The sequence below is a fragment of the Methylorubrum aminovorans genome (genome assembly GCF_022179725.1).
GTDB lineage: Bacteria > Pseudomonadota > Alphaproteobacteria > Rhizobiales > Beijerinckiaceae > Methylobacterium > Methylobacterium aminovorans.
The window spans coordinates 685,486-701,393 of sequence record NZ_BPRC01000001.1 but is presented as its reverse complement, the minus strand read 5'-3'; the positions used below and the strand labels follow the sequence as shown (position 1 = coordinate 701,393).

The 15,908-nt window shown below is 69.1% G+C and carries 13 protein-coding genes and 1 pseudogene; 4 read left to right on the top strand and 10 right to left on the bottom strand.

The genetic code is table 11. The features are described 5' to 3' along the window. Positions 1 to 9: 9 nt before the first annotated feature. From MFF24_RS03190 to dusB, 4 genes are read right to left on the bottom strand one after another with little or no spacing between them, the layout of a single operon-like run. Positions 10 to 1,647, bottom strand: a complete 1,638-nt coding sequence (locus tag MFF24_RS03190; protein ID WP_238222305.1) for a DEAD/DEAH box helicase — start codon at positions 1,645 to 1,647, stop codon at positions 10 to 12. A 43-nt stretch (positions 1,648 to 1,690) separates the two neighbouring features. Next, positions 1,691 to 3,160, bottom strand: a complete 1,470-nt coding sequence (ntrC, locus tag MFF24_RS03185; RefSeq protein WP_231342533.1) for a nitrogen regulation protein NR(I) — start codon at positions 3,158 to 3,160, stop codon at positions 1,691 to 1,693. Positions 3,161 to 3,170: 10 nt separating this feature from the next. Next, complete coding sequence (locus MFF24_RS03180) at positions 3,171 to 4,304, bottom strand: two-component system sensor histidine kinase NtrB (RefSeq protein ID WP_108940689.1); 1,134 nt, start codon at positions 4,302 to 4,304, stop codon at positions 3,171 to 3,173. After that, the gene (dusB, locus tag MFF24_RS03175) at positions 4,304 to 5,332 is read right to left on the bottom strand and encodes a tRNA dihydrouridine synthase DusB (protein WP_238222303.1); all 1,029 of its coding nucleotides are present in this window, start codon (positions 5,330 to 5,332) and stop codon (positions 4,304 to 4,306) included. Before dusB ends, MFF24_RS03180 begins: the two co-directional genes overlap by 1 nt. Before the next feature lie 128 nt (positions 5,333 to 5,460). Between dusB and MFF24_RS03170 the strand changes: the two genes are divergently transcribed. Beyond that, positions 5,461 to 6,783 (top strand): bifunctional 2-C-methyl-D-erythritol 4-phosphate cytidylyltransferase/2-C-methyl-D-erythritol 2,4-cyclodiphosphate synthase, encoded by a 1,323-nt coding sequence (locus tag MFF24_RS03170; RefSeq protein ID WP_238222302.1) that lies wholly within the window; start codon positions 5,461 to 5,463, stop codon positions 6,781 to 6,783. Beyond that, a complete protein-coding gene (locus tag MFF24_RS03165) occupies positions 6,780 to 7,331 on the top strand; it encodes a CinA family protein (RefSeq protein ID WP_238222301.1) in 552 nt (183 codons plus the stop codon). The genes MFF24_RS03170 and MFF24_RS03165 overlap by 4 nt, the downstream gene beginning before the upstream one ends. A 62-nt stretch (positions 7,332 to 7,393) precedes the next feature. Here the strand turns inward: MFF24_RS03165 and MFF24_RS03160 are convergent, their stop codons facing one another. The 5 genes and pseudogenes from MFF24_RS03160 to MFF24_RS03140 all read right to left on the bottom strand — a co-directional run bounded on the left by MFF24_RS03160 (position 7,394) and on the right by MFF24_RS03140 (position 12,505). Continuing rightward, positions 7,394 to 9,637 carry a xanthine dehydrogenase family protein molybdopterin-binding subunit gene (locus tag MFF24_RS03160; RefSeq protein WP_238222300.1) on the bottom strand — a complete coding sequence of 748 codons (2,244 nt, stop codon included), beginning with the start codon at positions 9,635 to 9,637 and terminating at the stop codon, positions 7,394 to 7,396. Next, positions 9,630 to 10,679 carry an FAD binding domain-containing protein gene (locus MFF24_RS03155; RefSeq protein WP_238222299.1) on the bottom strand — a complete coding sequence of 350 codons (1,050 nt, stop codon included), beginning with the start codon at positions 10,677 to 10,679 and terminating at the stop codon, positions 9,630 to 9,632. Before MFF24_RS03155 ends, MFF24_RS03160 begins: the two co-directional genes overlap by 8 nt. Next, the gene (locus tag MFF24_RS03150; RefSeq protein ID WP_133088387.1) at positions 10,676 to 11,173 is read right to left on the bottom strand and encodes a (2Fe-2S)-binding protein; all 498 of its coding nucleotides are present in this window, start codon (positions 11,171 to 11,173) and stop codon (positions 10,676 to 10,678) included. Before MFF24_RS03150 ends, MFF24_RS03155 begins: the two co-directional genes overlap by 4 nt. Before the next feature lie 160 nt (positions 11,174 to 11,333). After that, positions 11,334 to 11,883, bottom strand: a pseudogene (gene cysC, locus MFF24_RS03145) (adenylyl-sulfate kinase). A gap of 427 nt (positions 11,884 to 12,310) precedes the next feature. After that, positions 12,311 to 12,505 carry a hypothetical protein gene (locus MFF24_RS03140; RefSeq protein WP_238222298.1) on the bottom strand — a complete coding sequence of 65 codons (195 nt, stop codon included), beginning with the start codon at positions 12,503 to 12,505 and terminating at the stop codon, positions 12,311 to 12,313. 174 nt (positions 12,506 to 12,679) lie between these two features. Here MFF24_RS03140 and MFF24_RS03135 point away from each other — a divergent pair, with 174 nt between their 5' ends. Both MFF24_RS03135 and MFF24_RS03130 read left to right on the top strand, forming a co-directional pair. Continuing rightward, positions 12,680 to 14,467 carry an ABC transporter ATP-binding protein gene (locus MFF24_RS03135; protein WP_238222297.1) on the top strand — a complete coding sequence of 596 codons (1,788 nt, stop codon included), beginning with the start codon at positions 12,680 to 12,682 and terminating at the stop codon, positions 14,465 to 14,467. Next, on the top strand, positions 14,464 to 14,799 hold the full coding sequence (locus tag MFF24_RS03130; protein WP_238222296.1) for a low molecular weight protein tyrosine phosphatase family protein: 336 nt from the start codon (positions 14,464 to 14,466) through the stop codon (positions 14,797 to 14,799). Before MFF24_RS03135 ends, MFF24_RS03130 begins: the two co-directional genes overlap by 4 nt. On the opposite strand, the gene ocd is transcribed toward MFF24_RS03130, so the two are convergent. Continuing rightward, positions 14,800 to 15,831, bottom strand: a complete 1,032-nt coding sequence (gene ocd / locus MFF24_RS03125) for an ornithine cyclodeaminase (protein WP_283214470.1) — start codon at positions 15,829 to 15,831, stop codon at positions 14,800 to 14,802. Between the last annotated feature and the right edge of the window lie 77 nt (positions 15,832 to 15,908).

Below are 15,908 nucleotides of genomic sequence, written 5' to 3'. Positions count from 1 at the left end.
CTCAGCAGATCAGGCCGCCAGACCGCCCCAGCGGCGCAAGTCGCGGAAGCGGCGCCCGTCGGAAAAGCGAACCGTGACGCTCTCCGAGAGGCGACCGGCGGCATCGATTTTCACGCTGTCCGGCCGCTCCAGCTCGTCGGCCCGTTCCAGGGCGGCGGCGACCGACATCGGCACCGGTTCGGCCCCGCCGAAGGCGCGCCACCACAGCACCGCCTTCTCGCGGGCGTGGCCCGAATGTTCGAGGCAGACCTCGACCCGGCAGCCGCCGCCGCGCCAGCGAAAGGCCACTTCGAGCCGGTCCGGGCCGGAGCCGCCGTGGCCACGGTCGAGGCGCCAGCCGGTCACCTCGCGCCAGGGAGAAATCGATTCGGACAGAATCGGCAGAGCATCCTCGGCGGTTGCCGCGTGGGGCGCGTCCTCCTCTTCCGGCTCGGGCTCGACCCAGCAGGCCTCGCAGGTGCTGGCGTTCAGCGCGATCAGCGCGCCGCAGCCCGGGCAGGGCTTTGCCCGCATGCTGCCCGGTGCGGCGGGACCGAGAGCGACGCTGCGGGCCGTCACGGCATCGACGGGGCCGTGCATCCGCACCAGCCCGGCATAGTCGAGCACGATCGCGTCCGCCTTGCCCGGCGCCCGGCGAAGCGCCCGCCCGACCTGCTGCACGTAGAGCCCGGCCGATTGTGTCGGACGCAACAGCGCGATGAGATCGACCTCCGGTACGTTGAAGCCGGTCGAGAGCACGCCGACCGAGACGAGGCAGCGGATTCTGCCTAAGCGAAAATCGCGCACGATCCGGTCGCGTTCGCGCTTGCCCGTCTCGCCGGTCACGGTCTCGCAGGAGAACCCCTCCGCACGGATCGCGTCGCGCACGGAGGCCGCGTGGGCGAGCCCGGCGCAGAAGGCGAGCCAGGCCCGCCGCTCGCAGCCGTAGCCGACCATCTCCTCGACCGCCGCGCGGGTGATCCATTCGCGGTTGACCGCCGCCTCCAGCGCCGAGGGGACATAGTCGCCGCCGCGCTTGGGCACCCCCGATACGTCAAGAGCGAGCGCGGTGGCCTTGCAGACGAGGGGTGCGAGGAAGCCTTGGTGGATCAGGTCGCCGACGAGCGACTCATAGACGATCCGCTCGAACACCCTCCCCTCGCCCTCGTCGAGTCGGCCGGAATCGAGGCGGTAGGGCGTAGCGGTGAAGCCCGCGACCTTGAGATCCGGGTTGCCGGCCCGCGCCGCGGCGAGGAAGCGGCCGTAGCCGGTCTCGCTCGCGCGGGGCACGAGATGGGCCTCGTCGATGACGATGAGATCGATGGCACCGAACAGTTCGGCCCTGTCGCGCACCGACTGAATCGAGCAGAACACGACCTGCGCGTGGACTTCGCGCCGCCCGACGCCAGCGGAGAAGATACCGGCAGGCGCCTCCGGCCAGTAGGCCAGCAGCTCGCCGTGGTTCTGCACCACGAGTTCGCGGACATGGGTGAGGACGCAGATCCGCGCCCCCGGTGCCTTCTCGAGCCATTCGCGGATCAGCGCGGCGATGACGAGCGCCTTGCCGGCTCCGGTCGGCAGCACGACGAGGCCGGGGCCGCCGCCCTGGTCCCAGTGTCGGTCGAGCGCGTCGAGGGCGGCGCGCTGGTACTCGCGAAGGCGCAGCATGGCGCGCCTTTAGCGAAGCGCGGCCGTGGAGAACAGAGGGAGATCACCGCGAGGTGCGAAACACCTGCAGGTCGAGATCGCGCACCTTCTTGCGCAGGGTGTTGCGGTTGACGCCCAGCAGCTCCGCCGCGCGGATCTGGTTGCCGCGGGTGGCGGCGAGCGCCGCGCCGATCAGCGGGCCTTCGATCTCCCGCAGGATGCGGTGATAGAGGCCGGGCGGGGGAAGCGTGTCGCGATACCCCGAAAAGTAGTCGGCGAGGTGCCGCTCGACCGCGCCGGAGAGCGTCTCGCTGTCGGACGCCCCGTTCTTGCGCGCCGCGCCGCTGCCGTTCACGGCGGCGGGCTGGGCGAGCGGCAGGGTGTCGAGTTCCGCCTCAATCACCGGCCCGGTGATCGTCTCCTGCGGGTAGAGCGCGGCGAGCCTACGAACAAGGTTTTCGAGCTCGCGCACGTTGCCCGGCCAACGGTAGCGCTTGAGCCGTTCCATGGCGTCGCCATCGAGGGTTTTTCGGGTCAGGCCCTCGCGCTCCACCAGCACGAAGAAGTGGCGGATCAGGTCCGGCACGTCCTCCGAGCGCTCGCGCAGGGCCGGCAGGCGCAACGGAACGACGTTGAGGCGGAAGAACAGATCCTCGCGAAAGATTCCCTGCTGGATCGAGACGCGCAGGTCCTTGTTGGTCGCGGCGATGATGCGGACGTTGGTCTTGATCGGCACGCGGCCGCCGACGGTGGTGTACTCGCCCTGCTGCAGCACGCGCAGCAGCCGGGTCTGCGCCTCCATCGGCATGTCGCCGATCTCGTCGAGGAACAGCGTGCCACCCTCGGCCTGCTCGAACCGGCCGGCGGAGCGGGAGAGCGCGCCGGTGAAGGCGCCCTTCTCGTGGCCGAACAGCTCGGATTCGATCAGGTCGCGCGGGATCGCCGCCATGTTGACGGGCACGAACGGCCCGGTGCGGCGGCGGCCGTAATCGTGCAGCGCCCGGGCGACTAGCTCCTTGCCGGTGCCGGATTCGCCGGTGATCATCACGGTGAGGTCGGTCGGCATCAGCCGGGCGAGCGCCCGGTAGATCTCCTGCATCGCGGGCGAGCGGCCGACCAGCGGGATGTCCTCGTTTTCCGGGCCCGCACCCGGCGCCGGCGTCCCGCGTGGCCGGGACAGCGCGCGGCCGACGATCGCCGTCAGTTCCTTCAGGTCGAAGGGCTTGGGCAGGTATTCGTAGGCGCCGCGCTCCGAGGCGCGGATGGCGGTCATGAAGGTGTTCTGCGCGCTCATGACGATGATCGGCAGTTCCGGCCGCACCCGCTTGATGCGCGGCAGCAGGTCGAACACGTTCTCGTCGGGCATCATCACGTCGGTGATGACGAGGTCGCCCTCACCCTGCGCGACCCAGCGCCAGAGCGTCGAGCAGTTGGAGGTGGTGCGCACCTCGTAGCCGGCTCGCGAGAGAGCCTGGTTCAGAACGGTGCGGATCGCGGCGTCGTCGTCCGCGACGATGATGTGGCCGTTGGGCATGGCTCTCGACTCAGCGCTCCGCAGACGATTCACGCCCGTCGCGGGCGCTCGACATAGGCAGCAGGATCCGGAAGGCGGTGCGGCGGGGAACAGGATCGCATTCGACGATGCCCCCATGGTCCCCGACGATCTTGGCCACCAATGCAAGTCCGAGGCCGGAACCCTGCACCTTGGTGGTGACGAAGGGATCGAACAGGTCCGACAGCATGTCGGTCGGGATGCCCGGCCCGTTGTCGCGCACCGCCACCTCGATCGGCAGGCTGACACGCTCGCGCGAGCCGGGGATCTGAAGGCGCAGGCCGGTGCGGAAGGCGGTGGAGAGGGTGATCTCGCCCTCGACCGTGTCGGTGCCGATCGCCTCGGCCGCGTTCTTCACCAGGTTGAGGATCACCTGGATCAACTGGTCCCGGTTGCCGAGAACGGGCGGCAGAGAGGGGTCGTAGTTCTCGATGAAGCGGATGTGACGGGCGAAGCCCGACTGCGCCGAGCGCTTCACCTGATCGAGCACGCCGTGGACGTTGACGGGTCCGCGCTCCACCGGCCGCTCGTCGCCGAACAGCTCCATGCGTTCGACGATGCGCACGATCCGGTCCGACTCGTCGCAGATCAGACGGGTGAGAAGACGATCCTCGTCGTCGCGCTCCTGTTCGAGCAGTTGCGCCGCGCCGCGGATGCCGGCGAGCGGGTTCTTGATCTCGTGGGCGAGCATGGCGCCGAGCGCGATCATCGAGCGGGCGGCACCCCGATGGGTGAGCTGCCGGTTCATCTTGTCGGCGATGGTGCGCTCTTGCAGCATCAGCACCACGGAATCGTCCTCGTCGCGCAGGGGCGTGGCGAAGACATCGACGCTGCGCTCGGTCCCCGAGCGCGGCTGGACCAGCTCGACGCGATATTCCGAGACGGAGGAGCGGCGGCGGCGCACCTCAGCGACGAGGGCGATGATTGGCGAGGAGAAGGGGATGATGTCGCGCAGCCGTCCGCGCAGCATGAGCCGGGCGGAGGCGTCGAAGAACAGTTCGGCGGCGTGGTTGACCCTGAGGATCCGCTCGTCCGGCCCGATGGTGAGAACCGGCAGCGGCAGCGAATTCAGCACCGCCTCGGCCGGCGGCAGGGATTCGGGGGCGGGCTCATCGGAAAAGGGCATCAGGCCGCCTCGCCGAGGGGCGTGGTCGCCGTCCCGGCCGGTTCGAGGAAAGCGCGCCGCAGAAGGCGCAGGGCCTCCGCGGGATCGTGGGTGGTGACGAGGCGGCGACGGTCGTCCAGGCTCAAGCCGCCAGCCGCGTCGGCATAGGCGGCCAGATGCTTGCGGGCGTGGCGCACGCCCATGGCCACGCCGTAAAGCGCGATCAGACCCTCGTAATGCTCGGTCGCGACCGCGGCGCGCTGCTCTGCCGTAAGCGCAACGATCGTCTGGCCGGCGAGGCCGGCGGCGATTTCGCCGACGAGCCAGGGACGGCCGACCGCCGCGCGCCCGACCATCACGCCCGCTGCGCCGGATTGCGCGAGGCAGGCGCGGGCCTCGTCCAGGCTCGTGACGTCGCCGTTGGCGATGACGGGGATGCGCACCGCCTCGACCACGGGCCGGATCGCCGTCCAATCGGCCCGGCCCTTATAGAATTGCTGCCGGGTGCGGCCATGGACGGTCACACCGTTGAGCCCGATGGCCTCGGCGCGGCGCGCAAGCTCGGCAGCATTGAGGCTGGCGTGATCCCAGCCGAGCCGCATCTTCACCGTGACCGGTACATCGACCGCATCACGAACCGCCGCGAGCAGGCGGGCGGCGTGGTCGAGGTCACGCATCAGCGCCGAGCCGGACTCGCCGCCGGTCACGGTCTTGGCCGGGCAGCCCATATTGATGTCGATGGCGTCCGCACCGTTGGCCACCGCGATGCGGGCGGCCTCGGCCATCGGTTCGGGCGCGCAGCCGGCGAGCTGCACCACGTGGGGGTTCACCCCAGCCCCCTCGGCCCGAACCTGCGATTCGGCATCGCCCTTCGCGAGTTCGGCCGCCGCGACCATCTCGGAGATCACTGCGCTGGCGCCGAGCCGCTGGGCGAGGCGGCGCATATGGAGATCGGTGACACCGGACAGCGGCGCCAGCAGAACCGGCGGGTTCTTCACCCCCCGATCATCAGCCCCGCGCAGCGCGCTCAAATAATGGTCACGTGTCATTGTGCACAAGAAATAGCCAAATGGCCGGCAGACGCAAGCGCTCGGTGCGTTTGCCTTCGCGCTTCTTGACGCATAAGCACGCGGCGATCCCCATCCATCCCCAGATGATTTTCACTCGAGGCCACAGCATGTCCGATGAAGCCGCGTGGCCGCAGGGCGGCGAGACGGTTGCGGCGGTCGTGGTCGCAGCCGGCAAAGGGTTGCGGGTCGGCGGTGACCTGCCCAAGCAGTATCGCCGCGTCGGCGGCCGGGCCGTGCTGACGCGGACCCTGGCGGCGTTGGCGGCATCCCCCCGCATCACCCGCATTCAGCCGGTGATCGCGCCCGACGCCCAGGATTTCTATCGCGAGTGCGTCGCCGACCTCGAGCCGGCGATGCGCGAAAAGCTCGCCGAGCCGGTGCCGGGCGGCGCCACGCGCCAGCAATCGGTCGCGGCCGGGCTCGAAGGGCTTGCCCGCTCCGGTACGCCGGACCTGGTGCTTGTCCACGACGCGGCGCGGCCCTTCGTCGACGAAGCCCTGATCGCCCGTGCCATTGCGGCGGGCGCCGAGCACGGCGCGTCGGTGCCGGGCATTGCGGTGTCTGACACGATCAAGCTCGTGGAGGCGATTGCGCCCGGCATCGGCGCCGTTCGCGAGACTCCGGCCCGCGAGAATCTTCGCGCGGTGCAGACCCCGCAAAGCTTCCGCTTCAGCCTGTTGCTCGACGCCCATCGCCGGGCGGTGGCCGAAGGCCGCGACGGCTTCACCGATGACGGGGCGCTCGCCGAATGGGCCGGGCTGCCGGTCGTGGTGTTCGAGGGCGATTCCCACAACCGCAAGATCACCCAGGCGGCGGATCTGATCGAGGCAGACCGGGCCTTCTCCGGCCGGGCTTTCTCTGAACCTACGACCGCGATATCTGATGACCCCATGACCACGTATGTGACCCGCCTCGGCACCGGCTTCGACGTTCACGCCTTCACGGAGGGCGACCATGTCTGGCTCGGCGGCGTGAAAATTCCTGCCGATCGCGGCGTGCTCGCCCATTCCGACGGCGACGTGGCGCTGCACGCGCTCACCGATGCGCTGCTCGGCGCCATCGCCGACGGCGATATCGGCACGCATTTCCCGCCCTCCGACGAGAAGTGGCGCGGCGCGGCCTCCGACCAGTTCCTGGCCCATGCCTGCGAATTGGTGCGGGCGCGCGGCGGCAAGATCGACCATCTCGACATCACGGTGCTGGCGGAAGCCCCGCGCATCGGCGCGCACCGCGAGGCGATCCGCGCGCGCATTGCCGAGATCGCCGGCGTGCCGCTCTCCTCCGTCTCGATCAAGGCGACGACGACGGAAAAGCTCGGCTTCGTCGGCCGGGCCGAGGGCCTCGCCGCCCAGGCGGCGGCCACGGTGCGGCTGCCCGAGATCTGCGCCGAAATCGAAACCGAGGCGGAGACCAACGAGCGCCGCTCGTGATCAAAGACGCCGCCCTGCTCGCTCGCGCCGAGGCGCTGGTGCGGGCCTACGCGGCGGCGGGCAAAAAGATCGCGACGGCCGAGTCCTGCACCGGCGGTCTCGTGGCCGGGCTGCTCACCGCGGTGCCCGGTTCGTCGGCGGTGGTGGAGCGAGGTTTCGTCACCTATTCCAATGAGGCCAAGAGCGAATCCATCGGCGTGCCGATCGACCTCATCGTGGCCCACGGCGCGGTGAGCGAGCCGGTGGCCCGCGCCATGGCGGAAGGGGCGCTCAAGGCTTCACGGGCCGATGTGGCGGTCTCCGTCACCGGCATTGCTGGGCCGGGCGGCGGCAGCGAGGCCAAGCCGGTCGGGCTGGTGCATTTCGGTCTGGCGACGAAGGATGGCCCGACCCGGCATGTCGAGCGCCGCTTCGGCGATCTGGGTCGGGCGGAGATCCGGCGGCTGTCGGTGGCGCAGGCGTTGGCACTACTGGAGGGCGCGATTGATCCGTTCCGTCATTGCGAGCCGTATGGCGAAGCAATCGAGCGGCGCGATACCTCCGGATAGGGCGAGCGCTGGATTGCTTCGGCTCCGCCTCGCAATGACGAAGGCAGGATCGAGCCTCGCTCCTACCCCAGCAGCCGGTCGAGCGTGATCGGCGTCTTGCGCACCCGCACGCCGGTCGCATGATACACCGCGTTGGCGATGGCGCCGGCCGTGCCGGTGATGCCGATCTCGCCGACGCCCTTGATGCCGAGCGGGTTCACGTGCGGGTCGTGCTCATCCACGAGAATCGCCTCGATCGACGGCACGTCGGCATTCACGGGCACGTGGTACTCGCCGAGATTGGCGTTCATGACGCGGCCCGAACGGGGATCGACGATGGCGTTCTCGTGGAGCGCGAAGGACACGCCCCAGATCATGCCGCCGTAATATTGGCTGGTGACGAGGCGCGGGTTGACGATTCGGCCGGCGGCGAACGCGCCGACGAGGCGCGTGACGCGGATTTGACCGAGATCGGGATCGACGCTCACTTCCGCGAAGACCGCGCCGTGAGCGTGCATGGCGTAAGCCTCGCGGGAAGCCGGATCGGCGGCGCCCTGCCCCTGCGCCGAGACGGAGGCGCGGCCGGCGCGGTTCAGGATCTCGGAGAAGGATTCACTGCGTCCCTCGTCGTCTCGCCGCACCAATCGGCCGCCGCGGGCGAAGACGCCGGCATTGCCGGCGCCGAAGAGCGGCGAGCGCTCGTCGTTCGTGGCGAGGTTGGCCAATTGCGCTAGCACCGCGGCGGCGGCGGAGTGGATTGCCGAGCCGGCCGTGGCCGTATGCGCCGATCCGCCGGCAATGCCGGCATTCGGCAGGTCCGAAGTGCCGCTCTGGAAATCGAGCCGGTCGAGGTCGATCCCGAGCCCGTCGGCGGCGATCTGCGCCAGCGCGGTCCAGGCGCCCTGCCCCATATCCTGGGCGCCGAGCGCCACAGTGCCGCTGCCGTCGGCGCGGATCTCCGCCCGTGCCTCGGCCTGCATCATCAGAGCCGGAAACAGGGCCGTGCCCATGCCGTAGCCGACGAGACGGCCGGCGGAATCGCGCATCGAGCGCGGCTCCTTCGCCCGCTTGTCCCAGCCGAAGCGAGCAGCGCCCTGCGCGTAGCATTCGCGCAGGGCCTTGGATGAGAACGGGCGGCCCGAGATCGGTTCGGACTCGGCGTAATTCCTGAGCCGGAATTCCAGCGGATCAAGACCGCAGGCCTCCGCCATCTCGTCGATGGCGCCCTCGAGGGCAACGCTCCCCGAGGCCTCGCCCGGCGCGCGCATGAAGAGCGGCGTACCGGTATCGACCCGCACGCCGGAATGGCGCGTGGCGACCGCGGGCGCGGCGTAGAGGTAGCGGGAGATGGCGCTGGCCGGTTCGTAGAACTCGTCGAAGCGGCTCGTCGCGGTCAACGTGTGGTGGTCGAGGGCGGTGAGCGCGCCGGACGCGTCGGTGCCGAGCCGGAGCGTCTGGCGCGTCTCCGCACGGTGCCCGACGGGTCCGAACATCTGCTCCCGGCGAAGCACGAGCTTCACCGGCCGGCCGACGAGCTTGGCCGCCATCACACCGAGCACTTGCGGCCCGGACAGGAAGCCCTTCGAGCCGAAACCGCCCCCGAGGAAGGGCGAGCGAACGAGGACGTTCTTCGGATCCAGGCCGAACAGACCGGCGAGCCGCATCTTGGCCATCGCCAACCCCTGGCTCGGGGTCTCGACGACGAGTCGATCACCGTCCCACTGCGCCACGATGGCGTGGGGTTCGAGGGCATTGTGATACTGCGCCGGCGTCTCGTAGGTCGCCTCGACCCGACGCTCGGCCCGCCTTAGCCCGGCCTCGACATCGCCGCGCGACATGATCGTCTTGTCGCCCGCACCGACGCCTTCGGGCGCAATCGGCTCGTCCGCGTCGAGCCCGATCCGCGGCGGGTCAACTTCGTAGCGCGGCGCCAGCAACTCGGCGCCCTCGGTCGCGGCCTCCAGAGTCTGCGCGATCACCACTGCGATCGGCTGGTGGGCGTAGCGAACCCGGTCGTTCTGCAGCAGATCGAGCCTGAACATGAAGGGGTTGTCCTTCGCGTCCGGGTCCTGGGCGAGACGTGGGGCATTGGCGCCCGTCATCACCTCGACCACACCCGGATGGGCCTTGGCCGCCGCGATGTCGAGGCTGGCGACCCGGCCGCGGGCGATGCGGCTCACCGCCACCACCGCGTGGAGCAAGCCCTCGGGCCGGTTGTCGGCGGCGTAGGTCGCCTGTCCCGTCACCTTCAGGAGGCCGTCGCGGCGGGTGAGCGGCTGGCCGATGCTCGACCCGTGCCGGGCCTGCTCGTAGGCGATGTCAGGCATGGAGCGCATCTCCCGAGAAGGCGGAGGCCGGGAGCGCCGGCATGCGCTCCGGGGTGCCAGCGGTGGCAAGGGTCAAGGTCCGCACGATGAGGCGCCGGGCCAGCTCGATTTTGAAGGCGTTGTCGCCGGAGGGCCGGGCCTGGGCCAGGGCGGCGTCGGCCGCCTCACGAAAACACTGCTCGCTCGGCTCCGCGCCGGCCAGCACGTCCTCGGCCGCGCGGGCGCGCCAGGGCTTGAGGGCGACGCCGCCGAGCGCGATCCGCGCTTCACCGATCCGTCCGTTGTCCAGTCGAAGCGAGGCCGCCGCCGAGACCACGGCGAAGGCGTAGGAGGTGCGGTCGCGGACCTTGAGGTAGCGGGAATGCCCGGCGAAGCCCGCGGCCTCGGCCGGCAGGCGTAGCGCCACGATCAGGTCGCCCGGCTCCAGCACCGTCTCCCGGTCCGGTCGGTCGTCCGGCAGGCGGTAGAGAGCGTCGAACGGCACCTCGCGGGCGCCGGCCTTGCCCTCGATCTCGACGGTTGCGTCGAGCGAGACCAGGGGCACGCAGAAATCGGACGGGTGCGTGGCGATGCAGTGCTCGCTCCAGCCAAGCACGGCGTGAAGCCGCGTCTCGCCGCCGCGCGCGTCGCAGCCGGCGCCGGGATCGCGCTTGTTGCAGGCGCTGGCCGGGTCGTAGAAGTAGGGACAGCGGGTCCGCTGCAGCAGGTTGCCGGCGACGGTGGCGGCATTGCGCAACTGCGCCGAGGCGCCGGACAGCAACGCTTCGGCCACCGCCGGGTGCGAGGTCGCGAAGTCCGTGTCGTAGGCGAGATCGCTGTTCCGCACGAGGGCGCCGATGCGCACGCCCCCATCGGGCAGGTGCTCGATCTTGTCGAGGCCGGGCAGATGCGTGACGTCCACGAGCCGGGCGGGACGCGCGATGTTGCCTTTCATCAGGTCGAGCAGGTTGGTGCCGGCGGCGAGATAGGCGGCGCCCGGCTCGCTGGCCGCCGCGACGGCTTCGGCGACGCTGCTCGCGCGGAGATAGTCGAAGCGGTTCACGCCGCACCTCCCTGCGCGGACCCGGCCATACGCGCCTGGGCGTCGAGGACGGCCTGAGTGATGCCGATATACGCGCCGCAACGGCAGAGATTGCCGCTCATGGCCTCGCGCACCCGCTCGGGATCGTCGCCCGCATGGCCCTCGCGGATCAGCCCGACGGCGCTCATGATCTGCCCCGGCGTGCAGAAGCCGCACTGGAAGCCGTCATGGTCGATGAAGGCGGCTTGGACCGGGTGAAGCGCGTCGCCCTGCGCCAGGCCTTCGATGGTCAGAATATCGGCGCCTTCGAGGCTGACAGCCAGAGCGAGGCAGGAATTCACCCGCCGCCCGTCCACGAGGACGGTGCAGGCGCCGCACTGCCCTCGGTCGCAGCCCTTCTTCGAGCCGGTCAGGCCGAGCCGTTCGCGCAAGAGATCGAGGAGGGTGACGCGCGGATCGTCGAGTTCGATCGCGCGGGGCTCACCATTGACGGTCAGCGTCAGACGAAACGTCATGTGGAGACGGCTCCTGGTCCGTGTCCTGTCTGGAAGCGTTTCAATTAGCCCGGCTGTTTCCGGCGACCAGTGCGGCCAAACGGATCCTTTCGGTCGTTCGCCCTCCCACGAATGCCGGTTCGGAGTTCTCGCTCGCCCGACGCGATCCGGGGACGATGCTTTACGCCGGCCCGCTCCGCGCCCCGGCGCTCAGGCCCAGCAGCGCGTCGATGAGCGGCTGCGCGCTCGCTGTGACGGCGCGATCTCGAGTTTCGAGAACGAGATCCGGAGCCTCCGGCACCTCGTACGGAGCCGAGATCCCGGTAAAGTTCGGGATCTTCCCGGCCCGAGCGCGATCGTAAAGCCCCTTCGGATCGCGGGCCTCGCAGACCGCGAGCGGCGTGTCGATGAAGACTTCGAGGAACGGAATGTCGCCGGCGACCGCCCGTGCCGCCGCACGCTCGGCGGAATGGTGAGATCAGCGATACGATTACCACGAGGCCGGCATCCGCCATGAGACGGGCAGCCTCGGCAGCGCGGCGGATATTCTCGACCCGATCCGCCGCCGTGAAACCGAGGTTGCGGTTGAGCCCCTGGCGCAGGTTGTCGCCGTCGAGCACCATGCTGCAGCGGCCGGCCTCGGTCAGCGCCCGATCGACCGCATCGGCGATGGTGGATTTGCCCGCGCCGGACAGACCGGTCAGCCACGCAATGGCCGGGCGTTGACCCATTCGCGCCCAGCGTCTGTCGCGCGGTTGCAACGGCTGCCAAGTCAGGTCCGATTGCACCTGTCTGCCGAGACTCGTCGCCGTCAACCGGCTCCCCCATCCGCCGCGTCTTGCACTTTGCCGCCGAGACCGGGGCGAGGTTTGCTCAAGCCGGCCTTCTCTCAGACGGGTTTCCCACGTCGCGCGAGAAAAGAAAACAGTTAGATCGAAAGGTTGATAGGAATTTACGTATGTGAATCGTGTCAGTGAGACCAGATTCGTCTGTTAATGAGATGATTTTTCGATTTTCATGACTATATGAAAGGAAGCAAAACGGTTTATATTTGCAATTTATGAAAACTATGAGATGGATTAGGAAAATCTACGATAAAATCGGACTTGTGATTGGCGCAAAATCTTCGTCTTGCCTGATGATATCGTTGCAGAGTCCTCAACCTAGTGGCGCGTTTTCGCGCAAAATTTCATGCCGCGCGTTTTCGGAGGCTTCGCCGCCTTCGATGTCTGAAAAGTCGGACGCGTGCATTAACTGTCCTGCACATTGCAAATCGGGTTGCAGTCCAGTACCGCTCGTTTCAGTTTCTTTTGAAAAGGGAGGCGCAGTATGTTTGTCGGCATCGTCTCCCATCGCGCAGGAAGCGTGATCGCTCCTGCCGGAATCGCCTAGGCGCATTCCTCCGCTGCGCGGCCCCACGGTCGGCGCGGCGCACAAGTCCCTCCCGATCTGATCCTGCCGGACCGCACGCTTCGGCCCGCGGTGTCCGCGCCTTCCGGAGCCGACGCTTCGCCGTCGGGCGTTGCCATGTCCCTGTCTTCCCCCCGGCGCGCGGATGCCGTCCGCCGCGTCCTCGCCTTCGTCGTCCGCGGTTGGCGCGAACGCCTCGGCCTCGTCGGCGCCCTCGTTGCCGCGATCACGCTCGCTACGCTGGTAGACGTGATGCTGCCGCTCTATGCCGGCCGCCTCGTCGATGCGCTTGCCGGGGCCGAGCGGCACGCCGCGCTCCAAGCCGCGCTGCCGGCCTTCGCGGTGATGACCGTTCTGAGCCTCGGGACGGTGCTGTTGCGCCACATCGCCTGGAGTCTCGTGGTGCCGCTGACGCTCGGCACCATGTCCGACATCGCGAGTCGGAGTTTTGCCCGTGTCCAGCGCTTCTCGATCGAATGGCACGCCAATACCTTTTCGGGCTCCACGGTGCGCAAGATCTCGCGCGGCATGTGGGCGCTCGACGGGCTCAACGACGTTCTGCTGCTGTCGATCCTGCCCTCCGTCGTGGTGCTGGCGGGGACGACGATCGTGCTCGGCCTGCACTGGCCGGCCATGGGCGCGGTGATCGGGATCGGCGCGCTCGTCTATGTCGGCGCCGCCGTCATCCTGGCGACTCGGGTGATCGCGCCCGCGGCGACGCTGTCGAACGCCCTCGATACGCGGCTCGGCGGCGCCCTCAGCGACACGATCGGCAACAACGCCGTGGTGAAGGCCTTCGGTGCCGAGGCGCGGGAGGATGATCGGTTCGCCCGCGTCCTATCGAAGTGGCGGCGGCGCACCCGGCGCACTTGGATGATCGTGACATGGAGCGGAACGGCCCAACTCGGGCTGCTTCTCGCCTTCCGTACCGCCATCGTCGCCACGGCTCTGTGGCTGTGGTGGCAGGGGCAGGCCAGCCCCGGCGAGGTCGCCTACGTGCTCACCACCTACTTCGTGGTGCACGGCTATCTCCGCGACATCGGCGGCCACATCAACCATCTGCAACGCTCGGTCAACGAGATGGAGGAGCTGGTGGCCCTCGAATCCGAGCCCGTCGGTGTCGCCGACCGGCCGGGGGCCGTGCCGCTCGCGGTCGAGGGTGGCGCGATCCGCTTCGAGGCGGTGCGCTTCCACTACGGCACCCACGGCACGCCGCTCTACGATGGGCTGTCGGTGACGATCCCCGCCGGTCAGCGGGTCGGTCTCGTCGGGCGCTCGGGGTCGGGCAAGACGACCTTCGTCAAGCTGGTCCAGCGGCTCTACGATGTGAGCGGCGGACACGTGCGCATCGACGGACAGGACGTGGCGGGTGCGACGCAGGCGAGCCTACGGGCGCAGGTCGCCATCGTGCCGCAGGAGCCGGTACTGTTCCACCGCTCGCTCGCCGAGAACATCGCCTACGGCCGGCCCGGCGCCTCGGCGGAGGCGATCGAGCGGGCGGCGCGGCTCGCCAATGCGCACGACTTCATCGCGCGGCTTCCGAAAGGGTACGCCACGCCGGTGGGCGAGCGCGGCGTCAAGCTGTCCGGTGGTGAGCGGCAGCGGGTGGCGCTCGCCCGCGCCTTCCTGGCCGACGCACCGATCCTGATCCTCGATGAGGCGACGTCCAGTCTCGACTCGGAATCAGAAGCGTTGGTGCAGGAGGCGATGGAGCGGCTGATGCAGGGGCGCACCGCCATCGTCATCGCCCACCGCCTCTCGACCGTGCGTGCGCTCGACCGCATCCTGGTGTTCGAGCGCGGCCGCATCGTCGAGGACGGGCCGCATGCCGCGCTGATGCGGCGTCCGGACGGGGCCTATCGCGCCCTGTTCGAGCGGCAATCGGTGCTGGCGGAGAGCGCGTGAGGATCCTGTTCGTCTGCGGCCGGGCCCGCGCCCGCAGCCCGACCGCGGAGCAGATCTTCTCGCGATGGCCCGGCGTTGAAACGGCCTCGGCGGGCGTCTCCGACGATGCAGACGAACCCATCGAGACTGATCATCTGGCCTGGGCGGAGATCGTCGTGGTGATGGAGCGCGCGCACCGGCGGAAGCTGATGCGCCGGTTCGGACCGGCCCTGCGTCACGTCCGGATCGTCTGCCTCGACGTGCGCGACGACTACGCCTTCATGGAACCGGCGCTGGTGAGCCTGCTGGAGGCGCGGGCGGGGCGCTTCCTGACCATCCGGAAGCCGGTTTGATCAAGCGGCCCGTTCGAACGCGTGGCCTTTCGAAAACACCAATCCGAACAGATCCTTGGGATTGTCCGGTTCAGGAATGAGATCGAGCCCCGGCCCGGGACCCGCGATCTCCCGCAGGATGCGCAGGGCTGAAAGATCCTCCAGCGCGAACCCGACCGAGTCGAACAGGGTGATCTCGTCGCGGCCGACGCGGCCCGGTGCGTCGCCGCGCAGCACGCGCCACAACTCGGTGACGGGATAATCCGGGGACATCTGCTGGCTCTCCCCCTCGATGCGCGATTGCGGCTCGTACTCGACGATGGTGCGGGCGCGTGCCACGATGTCCGGGTGCAACTCGGTCTTGCCGGGGCAATCGCCGCCAATGGCGTTGAGATGCTGGCCCGGCTCCACGAGATCGGGTGTGAGGATCGTGGCACGAGTCTTGTCGGCGGTCGCCGTGGTCACGATGTCGGCGCCCGCTACGGCCTCATCGACGGATTTCGCGCAGACGATCTTCAGGCCATGGCCTTCGAGATGGGTCCGCGCCTTCGCCATGGCCGCCGGATCGAGGTCGAACAGCCGGATCTCGTCGATGCCGAGGGCGAGCCTGAAGGCGAGTGCCTGGAACTCCGCCTGGGCGCCGGTGCCGATCAGGGCCATGGAGCGGCTCTCGGGCCGGGCGAGATGGCAGGCCGCGAGCGCCGAAGTCGCGGCGGTGCGCAGGGCCGTCAGCACGCTCATCTCGCAGATCAGCAGCGGATAGCCCGTCGCCACGTCGGCGAGCACGCCGAAGGCGACGACCGTCTGCTTGCCGAGCCGGGTGTTGCCGGGATGGCCGTTGACGAACTTGAAGCTGTAGAACGCGGCGTCGGCGATCGGCATCAGTTCGATCACGCCGCCGGCCGAGTGGCTGGCCAGGCGCGGAGCGAGATCGAATTCCGGCCAACGCAGGAAATCGGCGCGCAGCGAAGCGATGAGACGACGCAGGATGGCCTCGGGCCCTTCACGGCGCAGAAGATCTGCCATCTCGCGGCTGCCGACATAGCGTATCACGACCCTCTCCCGAGCTTGTCCTGGCACAAGCATGATGGAGACAAGTGGATGGTCGATAGCCGCAGAACTGCACGATC